Source organism: Paenibacillus sp. GP183 (genome assembly GCF_900104695.1).
In the GTDB taxonomy this organism is placed as follows: Bacteria; Bacillota; Bacilli; order Paenibacillales; family NBRC-103111; genus Paenibacillus_AI.
In genome coordinates, this window is sequence record NZ_FNSW01000001.1 from 4807433 (window position 1) to 4826289 (window position 18857).

16 protein-coding genes are annotated in these 18857 nt (G+C 46.8%); 11 read left to right on the forward strand and 5 right to left on the reverse strand.

Going from position 1 to position 18857, the window contains the following annotated elements:
* Positions 1-153: 153 nt before the first annotated feature.
* The 6 genes from yyaC (at position 154) to BLV33_RS23870 (ending at position 7348) form a co-directional block, all read left to right on the forward strand.
* Positions 154-756 (forward strand): spore protease YyaC, encoded by a 603-nt coding sequence (gene yyaC, locus BLV33_RS23845; protein WP_090797715.1) that lies wholly within the window; start codon positions 154-156, stop codon positions 754-756.
* 291 nt (positions 757-1047) lie between these two features.
* A complete protein-coding gene (locus BLV33_RS23850; protein WP_090797717.1) occupies positions 1048-1767 on the forward strand; it encodes a metallophosphoesterase family protein in 720 nt (239 codons plus the stop codon).
* A 137-nt stretch (positions 1768-1904) separates the two neighbouring features.
* Positions 1905-3014, forward strand: coding sequence for a histidinol-phosphate transaminase (gene hisC / locus BLV33_RS23855; protein WP_090797718.1), 1110 nt, complete (start codon positions 1905-1907; stop codon positions 3012-3014).
* A 139-nt stretch (positions 3015-3153) separates the two neighbouring features.
* Positions 3154-4338, forward strand: a complete 1185-nt coding sequence (locus tag BLV33_RS23860; protein WP_090797720.1) for a MalY/PatB family protein — start codon at positions 3154-3156, stop codon at positions 4336-4338.
* A 75-nt stretch (positions 4339-4413) separates the two neighbouring features.
* On the forward strand, positions 4414-5724 hold the full coding sequence (locus BLV33_RS23865; protein ID WP_090797721.1) for an MFS transporter: 1311 nt from the start codon (positions 4414-4416) through the stop codon (positions 5722-5724).
* Between the two features lie 232 nt (positions 5725-5956).
* Positions 5957-7348: a diguanylate cyclase domain-containing protein gene (locus tag BLV33_RS23870; RefSeq protein WP_090797723.1), complete on the forward strand. Its 1392-nt coding sequence runs from the start codon at positions 5957-5959 to the stop codon at positions 7346-7348.
* Positions 7349-7350: 2 nt separating this feature from the next.
* Here the strand turns inward: BLV33_RS23870 and BLV33_RS23875 are convergent, their stop codons facing one another.
* Positions 7351-8304, reverse strand: a complete 954-nt coding sequence (locus BLV33_RS23875; protein ID WP_090797724.1) for an SPL family radical SAM protein — start codon at positions 8302-8304, stop codon at positions 7351-7353.
* Positions 8305-8552: 248 nt separating this feature from the next.
* Between BLV33_RS23875 and BLV33_RS23880 the strand changes: the two genes are divergently transcribed.
* Together BLV33_RS23880 and BLV33_RS23885 are read left to right on the forward strand one after the other, a co-directional pair.
* Positions 8553-9461, forward strand: coding sequence for an IS1595 family transposase (locus BLV33_RS23880; protein WP_090797726.1), 909 nt, complete (start codon positions 8553-8555; stop codon positions 9459-9461).
* A 302-nt stretch (positions 9462-9763) separates the two neighbouring features.
* A complete protein-coding gene (locus tag BLV33_RS23885) occupies positions 9764-10369 on the forward strand; it encodes a dihydrofolate reductase family protein (RefSeq protein ID WP_090797727.1) in 606 nt (201 codons plus the stop codon).
* Positions 10370-10683: 314 nt separating this feature from the next.
* Here BLV33_RS23885 and BLV33_RS23890 read toward each other — a convergent pair whose 3' ends face one another.
* Together BLV33_RS23890 and BLV33_RS23895 are read right to left on the reverse strand one after the other, a co-directional pair.
* A complete protein-coding gene (locus BLV33_RS23890; RefSeq protein WP_090797729.1) occupies positions 10684-11523 on the reverse strand; it encodes an IS1595 family transposase in 840 nt (279 codons plus the stop codon).
* Between the two features lie 204 nt (positions 11524-11727).
* Positions 11728-13035 (reverse strand): aminotransferase class I/II-fold pyridoxal phosphate-dependent enzyme, encoded by a 1308-nt coding sequence (locus tag BLV33_RS23895; protein WP_090799184.1) that lies wholly within the window; start codon positions 13033-13035, stop codon positions 11728-11730.
* A 174-nt stretch (positions 13036-13209) separates the two neighbouring features.
* On the opposite strand from BLV33_RS23895, the gene kduI reads away from it, so the two are divergent.
* Positions 13210-14043, forward strand: coding sequence for a 5-dehydro-4-deoxy-D-glucuronate isomerase (kduI, locus tag BLV33_RS23900; RefSeq protein WP_090797730.1), 834 nt, complete (start codon positions 13210-13212; stop codon positions 14041-14043).
* Between the two features lie 108 nt (positions 14044-14151).
* Here kduI and BLV33_RS23905 read toward each other — a convergent pair whose 3' ends face one another.
* Both BLV33_RS23905 and BLV33_RS23910 read right to left on the reverse strand, forming a co-directional pair.
* The gene (locus tag BLV33_RS23905; RefSeq protein ID WP_090797732.1) at positions 14152-14781 is read right to left on the reverse strand and encodes an FMN-binding negative transcriptional regulator; all 630 of its coding nucleotides are present in this window, start codon (positions 14779-14781) and stop codon (positions 14152-14154) included.
* Positions 14782-14786: 5 nt separating this feature from the next.
* The gene (locus BLV33_RS23910; protein WP_090797733.1) at positions 14787-15383 is read right to left on the reverse strand and encodes a GNAT family N-acetyltransferase; all 597 of its coding nucleotides are present in this window, start codon (positions 15381-15383) and stop codon (positions 14787-14789) included.
* 147 nt (positions 15384-15530) lie between these two features.
* Between BLV33_RS23910 and BLV33_RS23915 the strand changes: the two genes are divergently transcribed.
* Both BLV33_RS23915 and BLV33_RS23920 read left to right on the forward strand, forming a co-directional pair.
* A complete protein-coding gene (locus BLV33_RS23915; protein ID WP_090797735.1) occupies positions 15531-17093 on the forward strand; it encodes a MocR-like pyridoxine biosynthesis transcription factor PdxR in 1563 nt (520 codons plus the stop codon).
* A gap of 79 nt (positions 17094-17172) precedes the next feature.
* A complete protein-coding gene (locus tag BLV33_RS23920) occupies positions 17173-18597 on the forward strand; it encodes an NAD-dependent malic enzyme (RefSeq protein ID WP_090797736.1) in 1425 nt (474 codons plus the stop codon).
* Positions 18598-18857 lie beyond the last annotated feature (260 nt).

The following is an 18857-nucleotide window of genomic DNA, read 5'->3' on the forward strand; positions in this document are numbered from 1 at the left end:
TTTTTAATTTGCGAAATTTGTATAAATATAGATATAGATCATTGGTCAAATAATGATAGACATTCCCTGATACATTATGTATCATTATGATGACGAGATCCATCTTCCAGACATGAGCCTAATATTGAACCTTCAAATGACAGGGGAGATTTTATGAAAATAGAGACAATGATTGATATGCCTTTAAAAGTTGCTTATACAGATCCTGCAGCTTCGATACAGCTAGTTCGACAACTGAGCGGGTTTCTGGCGGAGCTTCCTCCGAGAAAACGAATTGCTGTTGTTTGCTTGGGAACAGACCGTTCCACGGGTGATTCTCTAGGTCCGCTCACAGGTTCAGCACTCAGTAAGTACCATTCTTCATCATTTGACCTATTTGGCACGCTTGAAGTGCCTGTTCATGCGTTGAATCTCGATGATACCCTTGAGCAAATTCACCATAACATCCGCGATCCCTTCATTATCGGTATCGATGCCTGTCTCGGAAGAGCTGCCAATGTAGGCTGTATTCAAGTAGGACAAGGCCCTGTTCGTCCGGGAGCAGGTGTGCACAAGGAATTGCCCTCTGTTGGAGACATACATATTACAGGAGTGGTAAATGTCGGAGGGTTCATGGAATATGTCGTGCTTCAGAACACCCGTCTTCATGTTGTCATGCGCATGGCGGAACTGATTTCAAGAACTGTATTCAGAGCAGTTTCAATCTCGGCAATGGAACAGTCAAATAAAAGCAACTCGCTGAACTCATTCGGCTGAGCTGCTTATTTCCTGACAATGGGTTTCTTTATACCGCTTTTATTATGGATCGCTGGTTTGTTGAAGAAAAAACGTCAATCCAAGCTGAAAAGCAGCTAATCTCGTAACCGGCTAGCTGCTTTTCAGTTTATTTTGGTATCGAACAATTTTTTGGTACATGCTCTTGTCTTTTAAATGTTTAAATCCATAGATGGCCGGACGGAGTATGTGCCAATCGATAGTATTGCTTGTGTGAATAACCCGTTGAGATGTTACAATAGGAAGAGTAGATATCCGAAGGAGGCTGATGATATGAAGGCAGCATTTATATCTGATATACATGGGAATGCCAAGGCCTTGGAAGCTGTGTTGGCGGATATTCAAAAAAAGCGTGTAGATCAAATTTATGTGCTGGGAGATATTTGTTATCGCGGCCCAGAGCCGAAACGGTCGCTTGAATTGATTCGTTCATTGGAAACAGAAGTGATTAAAGGCAATGCCGATGAATGGGTCGTTCGAGGTGTTGAAAAGGGTGAAGTGCCTGAGCAGGCATTAGAAATGATGAATCGCGAACGGGACTGGACCGTCTCTCAATTGGACCGGGCAGATCTTGATTATTTAGACAAGCTGCCGTTGGAAATGAATCTCATCTTGGACGGCATTTCCATACACGTTTTCCATGCTACACCCGAAAGCTTATTTGATATCGTACTTCCAGGTGTGGATGATGAACTGCTGAAGTCAAAGTTAATGTCGTCCAAGGATGCTCAAATCTATATGTACGGACACATACACAAGCCGTATGTTAAATATATCAACGGTAAAATAGTAATGAACACTGGCAGTGTAGGTCTGCCTTTTGATGGTCTTGCCATGGCTTCGTATGCTATCGTTGAAGCTGCAGATGGCAGTCTCACAACTTCGATAGACCGAGTGAGCTACAATATTGAGAAGGTTGCTGAGCAATATAGAAAAGCGAACTACCCCAACGCAGATACGATGATCAAAATTATCAGGAACGGCAGTCTGTAAAAATATGCAGAGTGGCGATATTTTTTCGCAAAATATTTTCCCTTCAAGGAGTATAGTACTTTACTAGAGTAATGTATTATAGTATTATCGTGTTAAAGCTAAATGTATGAATGTCAACGGAGAGGTAGATGCATAGAATGTCCAATAATAACGAAATTCAGGCTCGAAATGCCTTGCAGAAGATGAAACCGTACTCGCCCGGAAAGTCGATTACCGAGGTACAGCGCGAGCTCGGACTCACGAATGTAATCAAGCTGGCATCAAATGAAAATCCGCTTGGTCCATCACCGAAGGCACTTAAAGCTATCCAGGCATCATTGCTGGAGCTGCATCGTTATCCGGATGCCCAAACGACCGATTTAAAACAAACCATTGCGTCCAAGATTGGCATAGCGCCTGAACAGTTAGTGGTAACCAACGGGGCGGACGAGCTCATTACGCTCGTTTCCGAAGCATTTCTGGATCCGGGCGACGAAGTTATTGTACCGGACCCTTCCTTTAGCGAATATGAATTCGGCGCTACCCTGATGGGGGCAGTCACGATCCAAGTGCCTCTTCAAGAGGGGTATCTTTACAATGCGGATGCTATACTTGCCGCTGTAACAAGCCGTACCAAGATGCTCTATCTGTGCTCTCCCAATAATCCAACAGGAACCTATCTGACAAAGTCGGACCTTCAGCAAATATTGAATCAGCTGCCTAGTCACGTGCTTGTTGTGCTTGATGCGGCTTACAGCCATTACGCTTCTGCTGAGGATTATACGGATGGACTGGAATTTGTCAAAGCTGGTTATCCGGTGCTTGTATTGCAGACATTTTCGAAAATTTACGGCCTGGCAGGAATTCGTGTCGGTTTTGGTGCAGCGCCTAAGGAAGTTATCCAGAGCATTTTGCAAGTGAAGGAACCGTTTAATGTGAACGCCCTGGCTCAGGCAGCCTCCATAGCGGCGGCAGGGGATGATGAACATGTTCGTCGATCGCAGGAATTAGTAGTTGGGGAGCGTCAAAGGTTCTATGAGGCTTTTCGCCGGCTCGGGCTTGAATATACAGAGAGTATGAGCAATTTTGTGCTTGTAAAACTGGGATCTGATGCATTTGCATGTTATGAAAAATTGATGGCCAAAGGGGTAATTGTGCGCTATGGCCGCATTTGGGGTTTGCCTGAGCATGTACGGATAACCATTGGTACCCCTGAAGAAAATGATAGATTGATCACAGTCCTTCAAGAAGTTATAGCTTCATCTTGACAGGCAGCAGTAGGAACAACTCTCGTCTCCAAAGGACGGGAGTTTTTTTAATACATATTTTTCTCGTGACATGCTTAACAATTTAATCCAGGGTGATGATATAATAAGTTCCATTAGAATAAAAAATAGGAGGATTATCATGCTATACAACTTTGGTGAACTAGTAGATCAAGTGGAATCATCAGTTAAATGGGGAATGACAGAGAAGTATTTCGGTGCGAAAGACCTCATTCCGATGTGGGTGGCCGATATGGATTTCAGGGGGCCCCAGCCTGTTATTGATGCGTTAAAGAAAAGAGCCGAAGTTGGCGTATACGGCTATACGGCTCGCACAGATTCTTTACTGGAGGCAATCAGCGGTTGGCTTTCCAGAAGACATAATTGGAACATAGAGCAGGACTGGATCTGTTTTTCGCCGGGCGTGATTCCAGCTCTTACCGCTTGTATCAGAGAATTCACGAAGCCAGGGGACAGTATTATTATTCAGCCGCCCGTTTATGCTCCTTTCGCCAAAGTTGTGAAAGAGAATAATCGCGAGCTTGTCACAAACCCATTGAAATACATCAATGGCCGGTATGAAATGGATTTTGATGATTTAAAGGAAAAAATCAAATCTTCAAACGCCAAAATGCTCATCTTGTGCAGTCCTCATAATCCAATCGGCCGAGTATGGACGAGAGAAGAATTGCAGGAATTAACGGAGATTTGCCTGGCGAACGATATGTTGATCATTTCCGATGAAATCCATGCGGATTTGGTTTTTAGCAATTACAAGCACATCCCTCTTTCCGCCCTTTCCGACAAGGCGGCTGAACAAACGATCGTCTGCATGGCACCCAGCAAAACCTTCAATATGGCAGGTCTTCAGGCATCATTTATCTTTATTCAAAACAAGGAGATGCGCGATGCATTTAATAAATCGATGCAAGATGCCCACACAACCATGACCAATACATTTGCCGTCATTGCCTCAGAAACAGCCTATACATCCGGCGATGAATGGCTGGATCAAGTAATGACCTATATTCGTGGAAACTTTGATTACTTAATCGAATTCACACAAAAAAATCTTCCGGAATTGAAGGTGGTTGATGCCGAAGGAACCTACCTGGCATGGATGGACTGCCGCGATTTGGGAATGAACGCAGAAGAACTGAAGCTGTTTATGCTGGGTGAAGCCAAAGTAGCACTCAATGAAGGAGCCGGATTTGGTGAAGAAGGTAAAGGCTTTTACCGCATGAACTTAGCCTGTACGCGGTCGACTCTTGAAGAGGCTCTAAACAGGATTCACAAGGCTGTAAGGAATAGAGCTGCCATCAAATAAAATAAAGCGAAAGAGAGTCTTAAGGTTTCATGCCAATACCCAGCAAAGTGGTCTGGCTCAAAAAGGAGTTGTAAAATGGAGTTACCAAAAACGTTTGCTTCTTTGGGATTTAAACAATTTCGCTTATTATGGTTTAGCACGGCTATGGCAAATAGTGGACAATACGCATTTACAGTTGCTGCCAGTTGGTTGGTCTTTTCAATATCACAATCGACATCATTGGTAGGAACTACGGTATTTGCTTCCATGATTCCAGGTGTAATATTTGGCCCATTGATAGGAGTGCTATGTGACCGTTTTGATCGGGGACGATTGTTGACAATAGCCCACACATTAAGCGGTTGCAATATAGGAATTCTGGGGGTACTGATTTTATTAGGTTTTACGAGCCCGTGGTTTATTATTGCCAGTGCGTTTTTGCTCGGGATTTCATTCAATATCCAGATTACTTGTACCAATTCTCTGATCCCTGAGCTAGTTCCTAAAGCCTCGTTGTTCAATGCAACAGCCCTGCAAGGGAGTGTTCAGCAGGGAGCCGGATTTTTTGGCTCTGGGATTGCGACGCCGATACTTGCTCTATTGGGGCCAGTCGCTGTTTTTTTCACCTGCTTGGCGCTATATATGGGTGCAATGCTGCAAACTTTAAAGGTACGGCCTAATTCGTCCCTGACCACACCTGAAACGAGCTCATCCGAAGTCAAGCGAGGAAACTTTTCCATTCATAATGTTTTCAAACCCATCTTTCAAGGCTTCGCCTATATTATGCGAACACCGGAAATCAGAAGCTTGATTGTTATTGTTGGAGCGCATTGTGTGTTAACCATGTCTTATATGTCACTCCTGCCGGAACATATCCAAAATTATTTGAAAGCAGGTCAAGGTGTCTACGGCACGCTGATGATGTTTATCGGTTTGGGGGCAATCGCAGGAACTCTTGCCATTGCTTCAATTACATCTCGCAAGGGTCAAGGCAGAATCTATCTCTTTTCAGCGATATTAAGCGGTTTAACCCTTTGCATGCTGTCCTTGGTGCAGATTCCAGCCATTATTTATATCATTGGGGTCGCTATTGGAGGAACACAAGCCATCTTCATGTCCATCAATTTGTCGTTTGTTCTTGAACGGGCAAGCAGCGAGTATCGAGGTCGTGTAGCGAGCGCGAACTTTATTGTTGCGAGTGGAGGCATGGCTCTTGGTAACTTTGTTTATGGGCAAATTGCCGGCAGAATTCCGGGTCACGTTACCATGTTGGTAACTGGTGGAGCCTTTGTCATTTTGGTATTTGTTCTCATCATGTTCTCGGATACATTTCGTAGATTTTACCGCAGAGCTGAGCCGATTGAGTCTGAGGCTGTGTTTAGAAAAGGTGAAGTTACTACTATGTAGGAAGGATCAATTCGTAGACACAGCGGCAGTCGTCTGCGGCGGCGCGCTTGTGCTTGAAGAAAACTAATCCATGCTTTAGCGGTCTCCTCCCCCTCTCAGGATTTTTCCTTTGCAGGGGTGGGGATTTTTTTGCGTACACATTTTAGTCTATTCATTCCGTTAAAGCCCAAAATGGAGTATACTGAGACTTAAGAACTAGAGCAATGATCACTTACAGGAAGGAAGCTGGAATGTGGACAAGACGAATCCGGATAAGGAATTACCTATTCTTCGAATCTTACGCATGATCTCGCTTATTTTTGAACTGCCTGCTGTATTCATTTCATCGGATCCAAAGGGCAGCCATCAATTTTATTACGAAGGGACCTCTGAGGAACTGAAGCAATTGGAAGAAATTAATCAGCAATCCGCATTTTGTCGAGAAGTGGTGGAACATGACGTACCCTTCACATTCGTTGACTTATTAACCTCTGGGCGAAATGCGAATTATTCATCTGGCAGCTCATTGGATGGAATTCGCTCCTATGCAGGTATTCCTTTAGTTATCAGAGCTGAGCAAAGAATAGGAACCTTGTGTGTCATTGATTCTCAGCCAAGGGCTTTCTCTTCCAAGGAAATGGAGCTTCTTCAGGCGTTAAGTGAATTGATTCTGATTCAAGCAGAACTGGAAGAGGAAATTAAATTGCGAATTAAGACGGAAATCCGTTTGAAAAATAGTGAAGAACGTTACAAAACTCTTGTCGAGCTTTCACCGGAAATGATAGATGTACGTCATAAGGGCACCATCCTCTATATGAATCCGGCCGGGATTCAAATGCTCGAGGCAGCCAGCCAGGAGCAGGTAATCGGCAGACCGGTCCTGGACTTTATCCATCCTAATGATTGGAATACAATCAAGCAGCAGGAACAGGAAAATCTGGAGATTGGGATGCTCAGCCAAAAAACGGAAGAGAAATTCGTCACCATGCAGGGGAAAAATCTCGATGTAGAGGTCAAAGCCACACGTATTCCCTATGATGGAAAAAATGCTATTCTGGCGATCAGCCGTGACATCACGAAGCAAAAGCGGATGGAGCGAAATTTGCTTAAGGCCAATAAGCAGCTTACGGAAATAGCAACCGTGGATGGCCTTACAGGAGTTGCAAACCGGCGAAGAATGGACGATTTTCTCAAGAGTGAATGGAGCCGCTCGATCAGGAATTCTACTCTGCTGTCTTTTATTATGCTGGATATTGATTTTTTCAAAAATTATAACGATACCTACGGCCATCTGATTGGGGATGAATGCTTAATAGCAGTAGCGGGAGCTATCCGAAAAGGGCTCTCACGTCCCTCAGACTTTCTGGCTCGTTATGGCGGTGAAGAATTCGCCATTATTTTGCCCGAGACTCATCTGGAAGGAGCCATTCACGTAGCCGAGCGCATTCGTAGTCAAGTGGAAGCTCTCGCGATTCCGCACAGCAATTCCAAAATCGCAAAAATCATTACAGTGAGTGTCGGTGTCTCCACGTTGATGGGCAATGTATTCAAGGAAGCTGCCTCATTGATGGATTCGGCAGATAAAGCGTTGTATGCCTCGAAAAGAAATGGGCGCAATCAAGTAACCTCTTATAAATTCGAGTAGATTTATAGAAACGAAAAGGATAGCTGAACCGGATCAGTCTCCTGGGCAGGATTTACGGGCAGACCGGCCGGTTTCTCTGCTTCATAGGCTTTATAAGCACTCAATTGATATTGCTCCAGCCAAATTCCGATCTGTTTGCGGATCGGTTCCCGATAGCTGGCAGGAGCATGTGCTGCGCTTCCGTAAAGAGTGCTGTAAGGCATCACAAGCTCCGGGTAGTAAATCTGTAAATTTTGAAAAAACCAAACCTTGACTTCACGTGTGCTTAGCCTCAAAAAATTAGCCATCACAAACTCGGCTCGATGCGTGGAGGCTTGCTGAATAAGTTCATGAAGATCTTCCGGGCTATCAGTGAGATAAGGCAAAATAGGAGCCATGAATATACCGGCAGGAATACCAGCTTCTATTAGCTGTTGGACTGTTTCAAGTCTCTTCATCGGAGATGGCGTAGAGGGCTCCATACTTCTCCAAACATTTGGATTCAATGTATTGATGCTCAAGTTGACAGACGTAATCGGAATCTCCTTGAGAATATCGATATCTCTCAAGACGAGTGGAGAACGGGTCGTGATGCTGATGGTGAGCTGGTATTTGGCGGCTACTTTTAAGCATTCCCGAGTCAGCTTCATCTTGCCCTCAATAGGCTGATATGGATCTGTTGCTGTGCCTATGGCGATTCGGCCTATAGGTTTTTTTCTTTTGCCGGGGCGCAGCTGCTTGAGTACCTCTGCCTCCAAAGCTTCGGCTGCATTGGATTTAAGCAGAATGTGCTTTTGAAAGGTATCGTCGCCTTCCATCCCCAGAAAGCTGTGAGTCGAACGCGCATAGCAAAAACTGCAGCCATGCAGGCAGCCGCGATAGGGATTTATCGACTTCTCAAAAGGCATGGAGGGCGCTTTGACTTCATTTAGTATCGTTTTGCAGCTGACGGCTTCATATTGAGTGGATTTCGACATAACGTTTCACCGCCTTTGCAGGATTGGAGAGATTAACAGGAAAATTACCCGGGAAATTATTCTTATTCAGAACAAATGTTCTGACTATGCACATACCTCAGGCAACCGCGAAAGGGGTAGAAGCAAGGCATGCATTCAGAAGTCGTCCGAATAATTCTTTATTTGTATATCAAGTTGCCTCAGCAAATCCTTCCAACGCGAACGTTTGTTTGATATACTAAATACAAACGAATGTTCGGGAGGTTGACATGGCTCAACAAGAAGTGATGACACTGAAGAGATTTCAAGAGAAGTTTCACTCTGATGATGCATGCCGTGAGCATCTGTTCCAGATGCGATGGGCGAACGGCTACTCTTGCCCTAAATGCGGGCACAGTACATTCTATTTTTTAGAAAGCCGAAAGCTGTATCAATGCATGCGCTGCAAGCATCAGGCGTCTGTAACTGCCGGCACGATTATGCATAAATCGCATACTCCGCTGCTGACCTGGTTTTGGGCGATTTTCCTTGTAGCGCACGATAAACGCGGTGTTTCCGCCGTCTTTCTAGCGCGTGAGCTGGAAATCTCCTACCCAACCGCATGGTTGATGCTTCACAAGATACGCAAAGCAATGAGTGATCGAGATGCCCACTACCAACTGGCTGGTTTGGTTGAGTTGGATGACGCATTCTTCGGAGCGCCAACAGAAGGCGGCAAACGTGGGCGTGGCACGGATCAAACGCCAGTGCTTGTTGGGGTTTCGCTCAATAAACAAGGAGCACCGCAATACGTCAAGATGCAAGTGATTCCAGACGTGAAAGGTAAGACGCTTGTTGAGTTTGCGAAACTGCACATCGAGCCAGGTTCAACGATCAGTAGCGACGCATATCGGTCTTATAACGCACTCGCTGAAGAATATGACCACCAACCAATCAAGTTCAATGTAAAGGATAATCCTGATCACTTGAAGTGGCTGCATACGATGATTTCCAACGCCAAAGCCTTTATTGGCGGCACATTTCACGGATTAGATTCCAAGCATCTGCAATCCTATTTGAATGAATTCTGCTTTCGAACCAATCGTCGGCAGTTTGGAGGTCAGATGTTTAACCGTTTGCTAACTGCTTGTATCTCTACTGATACCATCACTTACGGCGATCTGACCGCAAAGGTTTAGTAGCGGTGCTAACTTGATATTCAAAAAGAAAAAAATGTTTATTGTATCCAATCTTTTTTCGGGAATAGCAATCCATGAGAAATCTGTTCACATGTCTCATGCTATAATATAGTTCGTGAACAACGAAAAATGCAACTGCGGAAGGAGTAACCAGGTCGTGGAAATGAAGAAAAATAATTTGGGACTTATCGTCGCGGGACTGATGCTGGGCTTGTTTATTGCGTCCGTCGACAATACCTGGTACATGTCAGCACTACACGCGCTAACGTACAATTAAGCTAAAAGAAAGGATGAAAAGCAAAATGGGAAAACTTGTTGTGCATATGTTCATGACCTTGGATGGCGTTGTTCAAGCTCCTGGAGAGAACAATGAAGATCGTGATGGTAGTTTTGGCTATGGCGGGTGGCAGGTTTCGTATCGCGATGCGGAGTCCGGACAACAGATTGCGGCTGATTATGCGAGCCTCGACGCTCTGTTGTTCGGTCGTAAGACGTACGAAATCTTCGCGCAGTATTGGCCGCAGGCGCCAGAAGAAAACCCGTTCACCAAGCTGCTGAACGAGAAACCGAAATATGTCGCATCTCGGACATTGACCAGCGTCGATTGGAAAAATACAAAGCTGCTCGACGCGGATGTGACCACAAGTGTGCCTTTGTTGAAGGAGCGGTACGCGGAGGTGCACGTCGTCGGCAGCGGCGACTTGGTCCAGACATTGCTACGTCACGAGCTGATTGACCGAATGAACATCTGGCAGTTTCCGGTATTGCTCGGAAAGGGAAAACGATTCTTCGGCGATGGAACGATACCGACAGCCCTGCAATTGATTGAATCCAGAACGTTCTCCAAAGGCACGGTTCTATTGCGCTACGAGCTTGCGGGAAAACCGTCTTTCGGCAACATGGCGTGAGATGCTGACGGACTGAAGACTAATTACCAGTTACTGACTTGAACTGCATAGGTCATGATAAGAAAAACCGTCAGGGAAGTTCGCCCTGACGGTCCTTTTGAGTTTGGAGGATATCCGAAACACTGTATTCGTACCCATACACTCCTTTGTAATACTCCGGGTACATCTCTCCTCCACACTGTTCACATGCGAATTTAGGCGGGACACTTGGGTCTCCTCCATCCATACGGTCAAAATCCTGCTTATATCTTCACCGATACCATCACCTACGGCGATCTGACCGCAAAGGTTTAGCAGCGGAGCTAACTTGATATTCAAAATTCTTTATTGAAAAAACGACGATTGAATCGATAGCAAAATTCATACAGATACGTCTGCAAATACTCAGAGCCTAGTCCGTGGTAGGTCCCTTCAACGAAAGCTTTTGCGTTGCTAATCACGGTGTGAAGCCATTTGAGGAATTCATCTTTGTCCTCTTTGTAATAGTTTTTGCTGATATGCTGGTATCCCATTGTGCTCAGTTGCTTGTAAGAGACATGACCATCGGAAAGGATCGTTGAGCCTTTAGCAATGCACTCTTCAGCCACTCGATGTATTTCTTGAATGCTGACCTTTTCAATGACCTTCATTCGAAGATGCCTGGGTCTACCTTCTTCATCCGTGGACAGAGCAATAGCGACCTTTATTTTTCTTGTACCTCTGCCATCGGTTCCTGTCTTTTGACCGCCGAAATAAGCATCATCCATCACCACCAAGCCACTCAACTGATAGTTGGCATCTTGTGCTCTCATCGCTTCTCGAATTTTACGCAGTAAGCGTAACGCTGTTCTATAGTTGATTTCGAGAACATCGGATAGTGCAAGTGCGGACTTTCCTCTTTTGTCATGAACAACTAAGTAGATCGCCCAAAACCAGGTCAACAGAGGCAGCTTCGACTTATGCATGATGGTTCCCGCGGTTACGGAAGTTTGATGAGAACATTGCTGGCACTCGTACAATCTTCGGTTTTGGATGAAGTAGTATTGTTCATGCTTACATCGTGGGCATTGAAAGCCATTTTTCCATTTCTGGGCCGAAAGAAAGGACTCACAATCTTCTTCGGTTCGAAATTCTTTTTGAAACTTAATTAATGACATTTCAACTGCTTTTGCCATCTTCCAATCACTCCGAACGTATGTTTGATATTTCCATTTTATCACACGTATGTTCGTATTAAAAGGTGTTCCTGAGCAGAGTGCATAGTCAGAACAAATGTTCTTATTGAGTTTAACAAATCCTGATAGAAATCTCAAATGGAAATGAATAGAAACGACAAAAAGCCCGCTAACGGAGCTCAGCGGGCTTTGTCGATCATTGAATTATTTGGCGGAAACGGTCTCGAGATCCTTGACACCCTGATAAATCAGATCGAACAGCTCTTCGAGATTCTCCTCTTCAATACAGGAGAAAGCAATTCGCAAATCGGAGGTCCCCAGCGCGATGGTGCCGACACCGTATTTGTCCAACAGATGGGAGCGAAGCGTCTCCGCTTCAACCGTCTTCAACCTCAAGCACATGAAGTATCCGGAATTGAACGGATAGTAACCCCAGACATCATCAAATTTGCCGCTGTCAAGCAGCTCTTTGGTGCGGTTTGCGCGGCCCTTCATGATTTCATACTTCTCCTGCTTTTGTCCAGCAAAGTCGGGTGAATTCAAGGCATGCAGGACGAAGGTCTGGGAAGGATGCGGTCCGCTGGAAATGGTGGCGCGAATAATTCCCATCGTTTTTTGCTCCAAGGCGCTGAGCATAGCGTCGCTGCTGCCGGCATATGTGATGAAGCCGACACGAAAGCCCCAAACATATTCTTCCTTGGTAGCTCCGTCAACCTTAATGGCCAGCACACGCGGATGCAAGCCTGCCAATTGACTGAATATGGACTCATGCAGCGAGTTTTCAAAGAAAAGGCCGAAATAGGCGTCATCTGTCAATGCAACAACGTTGATTCCTGCTTCCGCAGCTTCCAAAATTGCAGCAACGATTTCTTTGGCCTCCTGAGCGTCCGGCGTATAGCCGGTTGGATTATTTGGAAAGTTTAGCACAACAATCGCTTTACCTTTGCTTTTTTGAGCGAATAGTGCCTCGCGCAGGCCTGTTGAATTAAATCGGTCCTCATCGTTAAACAACGGATAAGTGACTATTTGGGCACCGCGGCGGATTTCAAAGGTGAGCTCGTAATTTTCCCAATTTTTATCCGGGTAAATGACAGGGTCGCCTTCATCAGCGAAAAGGTCGGCAACGATGCTTAAACCGTGAGTCAATGCATTCGTCACAAGCGGATTGCCGATATGTTTATCGGAGAGACCCGGATTTTCTTCAAGCATTTTGCGGCGCCAAGCTGATCTTAGCTCCGGTTTGCCCGCCGGAGGAGCATATTCATAAATATCTTTAGGCGCATAAGCGGACAAAGTATCTTGGATCACCTTCAGATGCATGGGCTGTCCGTCTTCCAAAGCGATGCCGATCGTAGCATTGTAAGCTTTGGCCTTAGCTTTGGCCTCAGCGGATTGGCTGAGGATTCCTTCCTTGGGGAAGTAAATCGATTTGCCCAGTGAAGAAAGCATCGCGTACACATGAGGATTTTCCCGTTCCAAGGTCTCGTTTAACTGTCTGGCCATAGGGTTCATTGTAAATTTCATTCCTTCCAAAAGTGGCTTCATCATCGGCACTTATTATACCATTTTCACATTGTCACGTCACTGCGCTAAACCTAAATTATAACATGACAAGCGACTTTGCATTATGCTAAAATGAAATTAATGGCAATTTAAACGTTTCAATTATCAAGGAGGAATTTAAAAATGGATATTCGTTATGCGGCAACACCAGCAGATTCCAAAGGTTACGATACAGAGAGACTGCGCAAGGAGTACTTAATCGACAATTTATTTGTGCCGGGTGCAATAAATATGACATATAGCCACGTGGACCGGATGATTACAGGCGGCGCCATTCCAACCAAAGAACCGATTAAGCTTGAGGGAGAACGGAAGGATATTGGAGCTGATTATTTTCTGGAGCGCAGAGAGATCGGCATCATCAACGTCGGACCTAGAGGCTCAGTAACCGTTGACGGCAAGGAATATGATATGGACTCCAAAGACTGCCTCTATGTTGGACTCGGTAATAAGGAAGTTATCTTCAACAGCGCAGATCCGGGCAATCCTGCACGTTTCTATTTCAATTCCTGTCCGGCTCACAAGATGTACCCGAACGAAAAAGCAGCCATCGGCAGCGCAGAACCTAATCACCTGGGATCGATCACTTCATCTAATGAGCGCACGATTTACAAATACATTCACCAGGCAGGAATCCAAAGCTGCCAGCTGGTCATGGGGATGACGCTGCTAAAGCCGGGCAATATGTGGAATACGATGCCTAGCCATACGCATAATCGACGCTCCGAGGTCTATTTCTATTTTGATATGCCAGAGGATGGGGTTGTGTTCCATATGATGGGAGAGCCTCAGGAAACCCGCCATCTGGTGGTTCGCAATGAGCAGTCCGTCATTTCCCCAAGCTGGTCGATTCATTCAGGTGTAGGCACCAACAATTACACGTTCATTTGGGGAATGGCGGGAGAAAATCAGGAATTCGCCGATATGGACGCTGTAGCTATGCAGACATTGAAGTAAGGGGAATATAAAAATGGGCTGTCCCACATGCAGATTACATTCTGCGGGGGACAGCCTTTTTTTACAACATGAGAAAGTATCTCACTTGCTGCCTATGCGGCTGGCCGATTAGCCTGGATGATGGGCTCTCATAAGCTGAGCTATTCTGGCGGATTCGGGATCTTCCTGCTGATCAAGTGCTCGGACAACATTTTGTACATTTTCGGCAGGATGATTTTGGCTGAGCTTCCACTTGCCTTCTAATGAAGTGAGCTCGATGCGTACTCCGACCACGGCTTTGGTCATTGAACGCATGGAAGACGATTGTGAAAAGTCAGGCCTCCAAGGCACAGGCTGCGAAGCTTCGAAATAGTCCGTCATTTTTTCCAAAATGGAAATCACATTTGCTTCATCCTCATCGACTCTGAGCATTCCGGATGCATGTACGGCTGCATAATTCCATGTGGGAACTGCAGGATACTCAGGCCCATACCACGTTGGTGAAATATAAGCATGAGGGCCTTGAAAAACTGCAAGCGCTGCGCAGTCATGAGCTTTCCAATGAAAGTTGGCTTTTGCCATATGAGTGATGAGCGTTAGAGATCCAGCCGGATTTTTCTCGATTAGAAATGGCAGGTGGCTCGCTGCAGGCCCATTTGCAGTTTGTGTGAACAGGATGCCAAAGCTGTTGGATTGAATAAAAGTAATAAGCTCAGCTTCTTCTTGCACTTGAAAATGTTTCGGTATGTACATAGACATGGACTTCACTCCTTCGGCTGTAAAAAATCCTCTAATCGGGCTTTAACACTCGGCCATTCTCGGTCAATAACACTAAACATAACGGTATCGCGAATATAGCCGTCAAACATGATTTTATGCTGCCTGAGAACACCCTCTTTTACAGCGCCGAGCCGGGTAATAGCCGCTTGAGACCCAGTGTTGCGCAGGTCTGTTTTGATTTGCACTCGGACCATATCCAGCACTTCGAAGCTGTGCATCAGCAACAAATATTTGCATTCTGTATTGACCCTGGTTCTCCAAACCCCCGGATTGTACCATGTATGTCCGATTTCCAGCTGTCGATGACTGGGCCAAAAATCAAATAGACGAGTACTTCCTACGATTTTATTGCTTTCTTTGTCAAATACGCTAAAAGGGAGAGAGCCGTTTTGCTTCTTATCCTCTAAGGCTTGGGTTATCATACTTTGCGCGCTTACCAGACTTTCAATGGGCTCCATGATCCCTTTCCAAATTCTCGCATCATTTCCTGCTTCGAATAAGTCATGTGTATGCGAAGTTTCAATTGGAATCAGCATAACTCTTTCTCCTTCAAGCACTACTGGCGGCAGCGGTCGGTTCATTCAGAAATCACCTCTTGTTTTATATGTGCAGCTATGAGATGTTTGTAATCATATATGAAAAGCGGACCTATCAAAAGCACCAATTTTGAAAGAAATGATTGAACCACTTGCATAAGTCTCAGTATCAGCCAAGAAAGCAGGTCAACCATGGAGTTTCATTTACCCTACGCCACTTTCCTGTCCCGTTATCCTACCAAATATCTGGCGCTTTATCATGCATTAAGGGAAGAGATGATCAGCGGTCGAATGGCTTTTGATACGAAGCTGCCTTCGAGTCGTGAGCTCGCAGCCGATTATCCCATCTCCAGAGGGACCGTGAATCAGGTGTATGAGATGCTAATTGCGGAGGGCTACCTGACAGCCGAGGTGGGTCGAGGCACGTTTGTGGGATATAAAAGTGCTGCTGAAAGTCATCGTACCGACTCGGAAAATCAAATAACTTTGTCCATTTGGGCTCAAAAAGTGCAGGAGTTATTGAAGGCAGGTGTTGATGATAATCGGAAAGAGGCTGCGGAAAATGAATGGAGGGGAAACGAGGAGGAGAAGGCAGAGGGAGCAAAGGAGCCACCTGAAGAAAACGCAATAAAGAGAGAAATACCTATCATCCGTTTCGATCTGTTGAGGACGGATTTGGCGTATTTTCCCAGTGAGGAGTGGAACCGCTGCATGCACGAACAGGTGCGGCGAATGACTGAATCACCGCAGGAAGAGCTTTACGTCGTCGAGGGGCATTATGAGCTTCGCGAAGCCATATCGCAGCATTTGCGACGGACTCGGGGGTTCGATTCGTCTCCAGAGCGAATCGTGATCGTCAACGGGTCGATGCAGGCGATCGCGCTGCTGACCCAGATCCTGGTCAACCCGGGCGACGCTGTTGTCGTCGAGAGCCCGGGCTACTCCGGCCTCGGCCGCGCTGTGCAAGCGGCCGGCGGAATTCCCGTCCACACCGGGGTGGACGGGAAAGGGCTCATCCCGCAGCCGTGGAACGCACGGCTGCTGTTTGCGACACCGAACCGCCATTTCCCTACGGGAGCGGTTCTCGGCTTGGATCGTCGCCAGCAACTGCTGCGCTGGGCGGCGGAGCACGGCGCTGTCGTCGTCGAAGACGACTACGACAGCGAGTTCAGGCATCGGGGGCATCCGCTGGAGCCCCTGAAGGCGCTGGACCAGGAGGGCCGAGTGGTGTACATCGGCACCTTCTCTAAAACGATGCGCACTGGACTGCGCATCGGCTACATCGTGCTGCCCAGCGCGCAGCTGCACGATGCCTTTGTCGCCGCGAAGCGGCTGTACGAGCCGCACCCTTCGGGGCTGCTCGAGCAAAGATCGCTCGCCGCCTTCATGGCGAGCGGCGCGTACGCGCGACACCTGCGCCGCATGCGGCGGGTGTACGCGGGCAAGTTCCATCTCCTGCGCGCCCTGCTGCAGGAGAGCGGGCTCTCCACCCTCTTCGAGTGGGTGGAGAGCGATGCCGGGCTGCATCTGTTCGGCTGGTGGCGGGGGGACCCCCGCCAGTACGCCGCTTATGCAGCCGCATGTGAGAGAGCCGGCGTGTCGTGGGCCGACGCCGGCTCGTATCTGCTGCCCCGCGGACGGTGCGGGGCGTGCCTCGGTTTCTCGCATCTCTCCGAGGAGGAGATGCGGGAGGGTGTTGCGCGCATGCAGCGCGCTTGGGCGAATTTGGACACAAAATCGTTCATTTTGAGTTAGCTATTTTAAGTGGGCTATGTTATACATAGAGAATAATAGTGTTCATTCATTTAATTTGTACAAGCAGGAGTGATGGATCATGGCGAATTCAGCTGGAGCAGCAACGACGATTATTTTACGATTGGAAATGCAAAAGGATCTGGTCACGTTTGGCCAAATCGCCACTGCCATTGGGGATGCAGGCGGAGATATCGTTGCGGTTGACGTGACGAGGGCAAGCAAAAACATAACCACTCGCGATATCACGGTGAATGTCAGCGACCAGAACCAGTCGGATGCCATTGTGGGCTCGATGGGCAGACTTCCTGGAGTCAAGGTCATCAACGTTTCGGACCAAACCTTCCTGCTGCATATTGGCGGAAAGATCGAGGTCACCCCAAAGATTCCGATTAAAAACAGGGATGATTTGTCCAGGGTCTATACCCCTGGAGTGGCGCAGGTGTGTATGGCCATCCATGAAGATCCTTCCAAAGCGCATTCATTAACGATAAAAAGAAATACAGTAGCCGTTGTATCGGATGGAACTGCGGTACTGGGTCTTGGCAATATTGGGCCTGAAGCGGCGATGCCGGTTATGGAAGGGAAGGCCATGCTGTTCAAGCAGATGGCTGGAGTAGATGCCTTTCCGATCTGTCTCGATACTCAGGATACAGAGGAAATCATCAGGGTTGTTAAAGCAATTGCGCCAACATTTGGAGGCATTAACCTCGAGGATATTTCATCGCCGCGCTGCTTTGAAATTGAAGAAAGACTTATCGCTGAGCTCGATATTCCCGTTTTTCACGATGATCAGCACGGAACGGCGGTTGTGATTCTGGCGGGCCTGCTGAATGCCGCTAAAGTGGTGGGCAAAAATCTGGAGGATTGCAAAGTGGTTGTGACCGGCATTGGGGCGGCAGGCATCGCTTGTACCAAAATGCTGCTTTCAGCGGGAGTGACGAATATTATCGGCGTTGACCGTGAGGGAGCGATTGCACGTGGTGTCGGGTATGCAAACTCCGCTTGGGAATGGTATGCGCAGAATACGAATCCGCTGGGCCTTCGGGGGAATCTGAGCGAAGTCATTCAAGGGGCGGATATTTTCATCGGCCTGTCCGGTCCGGGTGTCTTGAAAGTCACCGATATCCAGAGCATGGCTGTCGATCCAATCGTGTTTGCGATGGCGAATCCCACACCAGAAATTGCTCCGGAGGAGGCTGAGCCTTATGTCCGCGTGATGGCCACCGGCCGTTCGGATTACCCGAATCAAATCAACAATGTACTTTGCTTTCCCGGCATTTTTCGCGGGGTGCTCGATTGCCGGGCGTCCAAAATCACCCAGGAAATGAAGCTGGCCGCCGCCAAGGCCATCGCCTCTGTGGTGAGTGAGGATGAGCTGAATGAGTACTACATCATACCGAGCGTTTTCAATCATGACGTAGTGGAAAAAGTGAGCGAAGCTGTAATGGAAGCTGCTTACGAATCCGGTGTTGCAAGACGTAGAAAGCCTAGCAAGACAAATTAATCACTCCTTTCATTCTGGTGAACTTTCGATCGAATTCGAATGACCAGCAAAAAGTACATTTGGTTTTGCGGAATATCGAAAATTACTCCTTCTACCTGCAAAACTTACATCTCGATTTGAGAGAATCGGTTCCTTTTAATAGATATCAGACAATTGAGATGTATATTTTGCAGCTCATTTGCATGATTGGACGTATTTGGTCGGATTGAGATGCAGTTTTTACATCTCGATGATAATTACATGATTACTCGGATCGAGTT

What these genes read in the sequence shown, in the direction of transcription:
- BLV33_RS23875 (WP_090797724.1), bottom strand. Translation starts at nt 8,304, where the DNA reads ATGTCGAAATCCACTCAATATGAAGCCGTCAGCTGCAAAACGATACTA.
- BLV33_RS23915 (WP_090797735.1), top strand. Translation starts at nt 15,531, where the DNA reads ATGGAGTTTCATTTACCCTACGCCACTTTCCTGTCCCGTTATCCTACC.
- kduI (WP_090797730.1), top strand. Translation starts at nt 13,210, where the DNA reads ATGGATATTCGTTATGCGGCAACACCAGCAGATTCCAAAGGTTACGAT.
- BLV33_RS23920 (WP_090797736.1), top strand. Translation starts at nt 17,173, where the DNA reads ATGGCGAATTCAGCTGGAGCAGCAACGACGATTATTTTACGATTGGAA.
- BLV33_RS23905 (WP_090797732.1), bottom strand. Translation starts at nt 14,781, where the DNA reads ATGTCTATGTACATACCGAAACATTTTCAAGTGCAAGAAGAAGCTGAG.
- BLV33_RS23880 (WP_090797726.1), top strand. Translation starts at nt 8,553, where the DNA reads ATGGCTCAACAAGAAGTGATGACACTGAAGAGATTTCAAGAGAAGTTT.
- hisC (WP_090797718.1), top strand. Translation starts at nt 1,905, where the DNA reads ATGTCCAATAATAACGAAATTCAGGCTCGAAATGCCTTGCAGAAGATG.
- BLV33_RS23865 (WP_090797721.1), top strand. Translation starts at nt 4,414, where the DNA reads ATGGAGTTACCAAAAACGTTTGCTTCTTTGGGATTTAAACAATTTCGC.
- BLV33_RS23885 (WP_090797727.1), top strand. Translation starts at nt 9,764, where the DNA reads ATGGGAAAACTTGTTGTGCATATGTTCATGACCTTGGATGGCGTTGTT.
- yyaC (WP_090797715.1), top strand. Translation starts at nt 154, where the DNA reads ATGAAAATAGAGACAATGATTGATATGCCTTTAAAAGTTGCTTATACA.
- BLV33_RS23910 (WP_090797733.1), bottom strand. Translation starts at nt 15,383, where the DNA reads ATGAACCGACCGCTGCCGCCAGTAGTGCTTGAAGGAGAAAGAGTTATG.
- BLV33_RS23860 (WP_090797720.1), top strand. Translation starts at nt 3,154, where the DNA reads ATGCTATACAACTTTGGTGAACTAGTAGATCAAGTGGAATCATCAGTT.
- BLV33_RS23895 (WP_090799184.1), bottom strand. Translation starts at nt 13,035, where the DNA reads ATGAACCCTATGGCCAGACAGTTAAACGAGACCTTGGAACGGGAAAAT.
- BLV33_RS23890 (WP_090797729.1), bottom strand. Translation starts at nt 11,523, where the DNA reads ATGGCAAAAGCAGTTGAAATGTCATTAATTAAGTTTCAAAAAGAATTT.
- BLV33_RS23850 (WP_090797717.1), top strand. Translation starts at nt 1,048, where the DNA reads ATGAAGGCAGCATTTATATCTGATATACATGGGAATGCCAAGGCCTTG.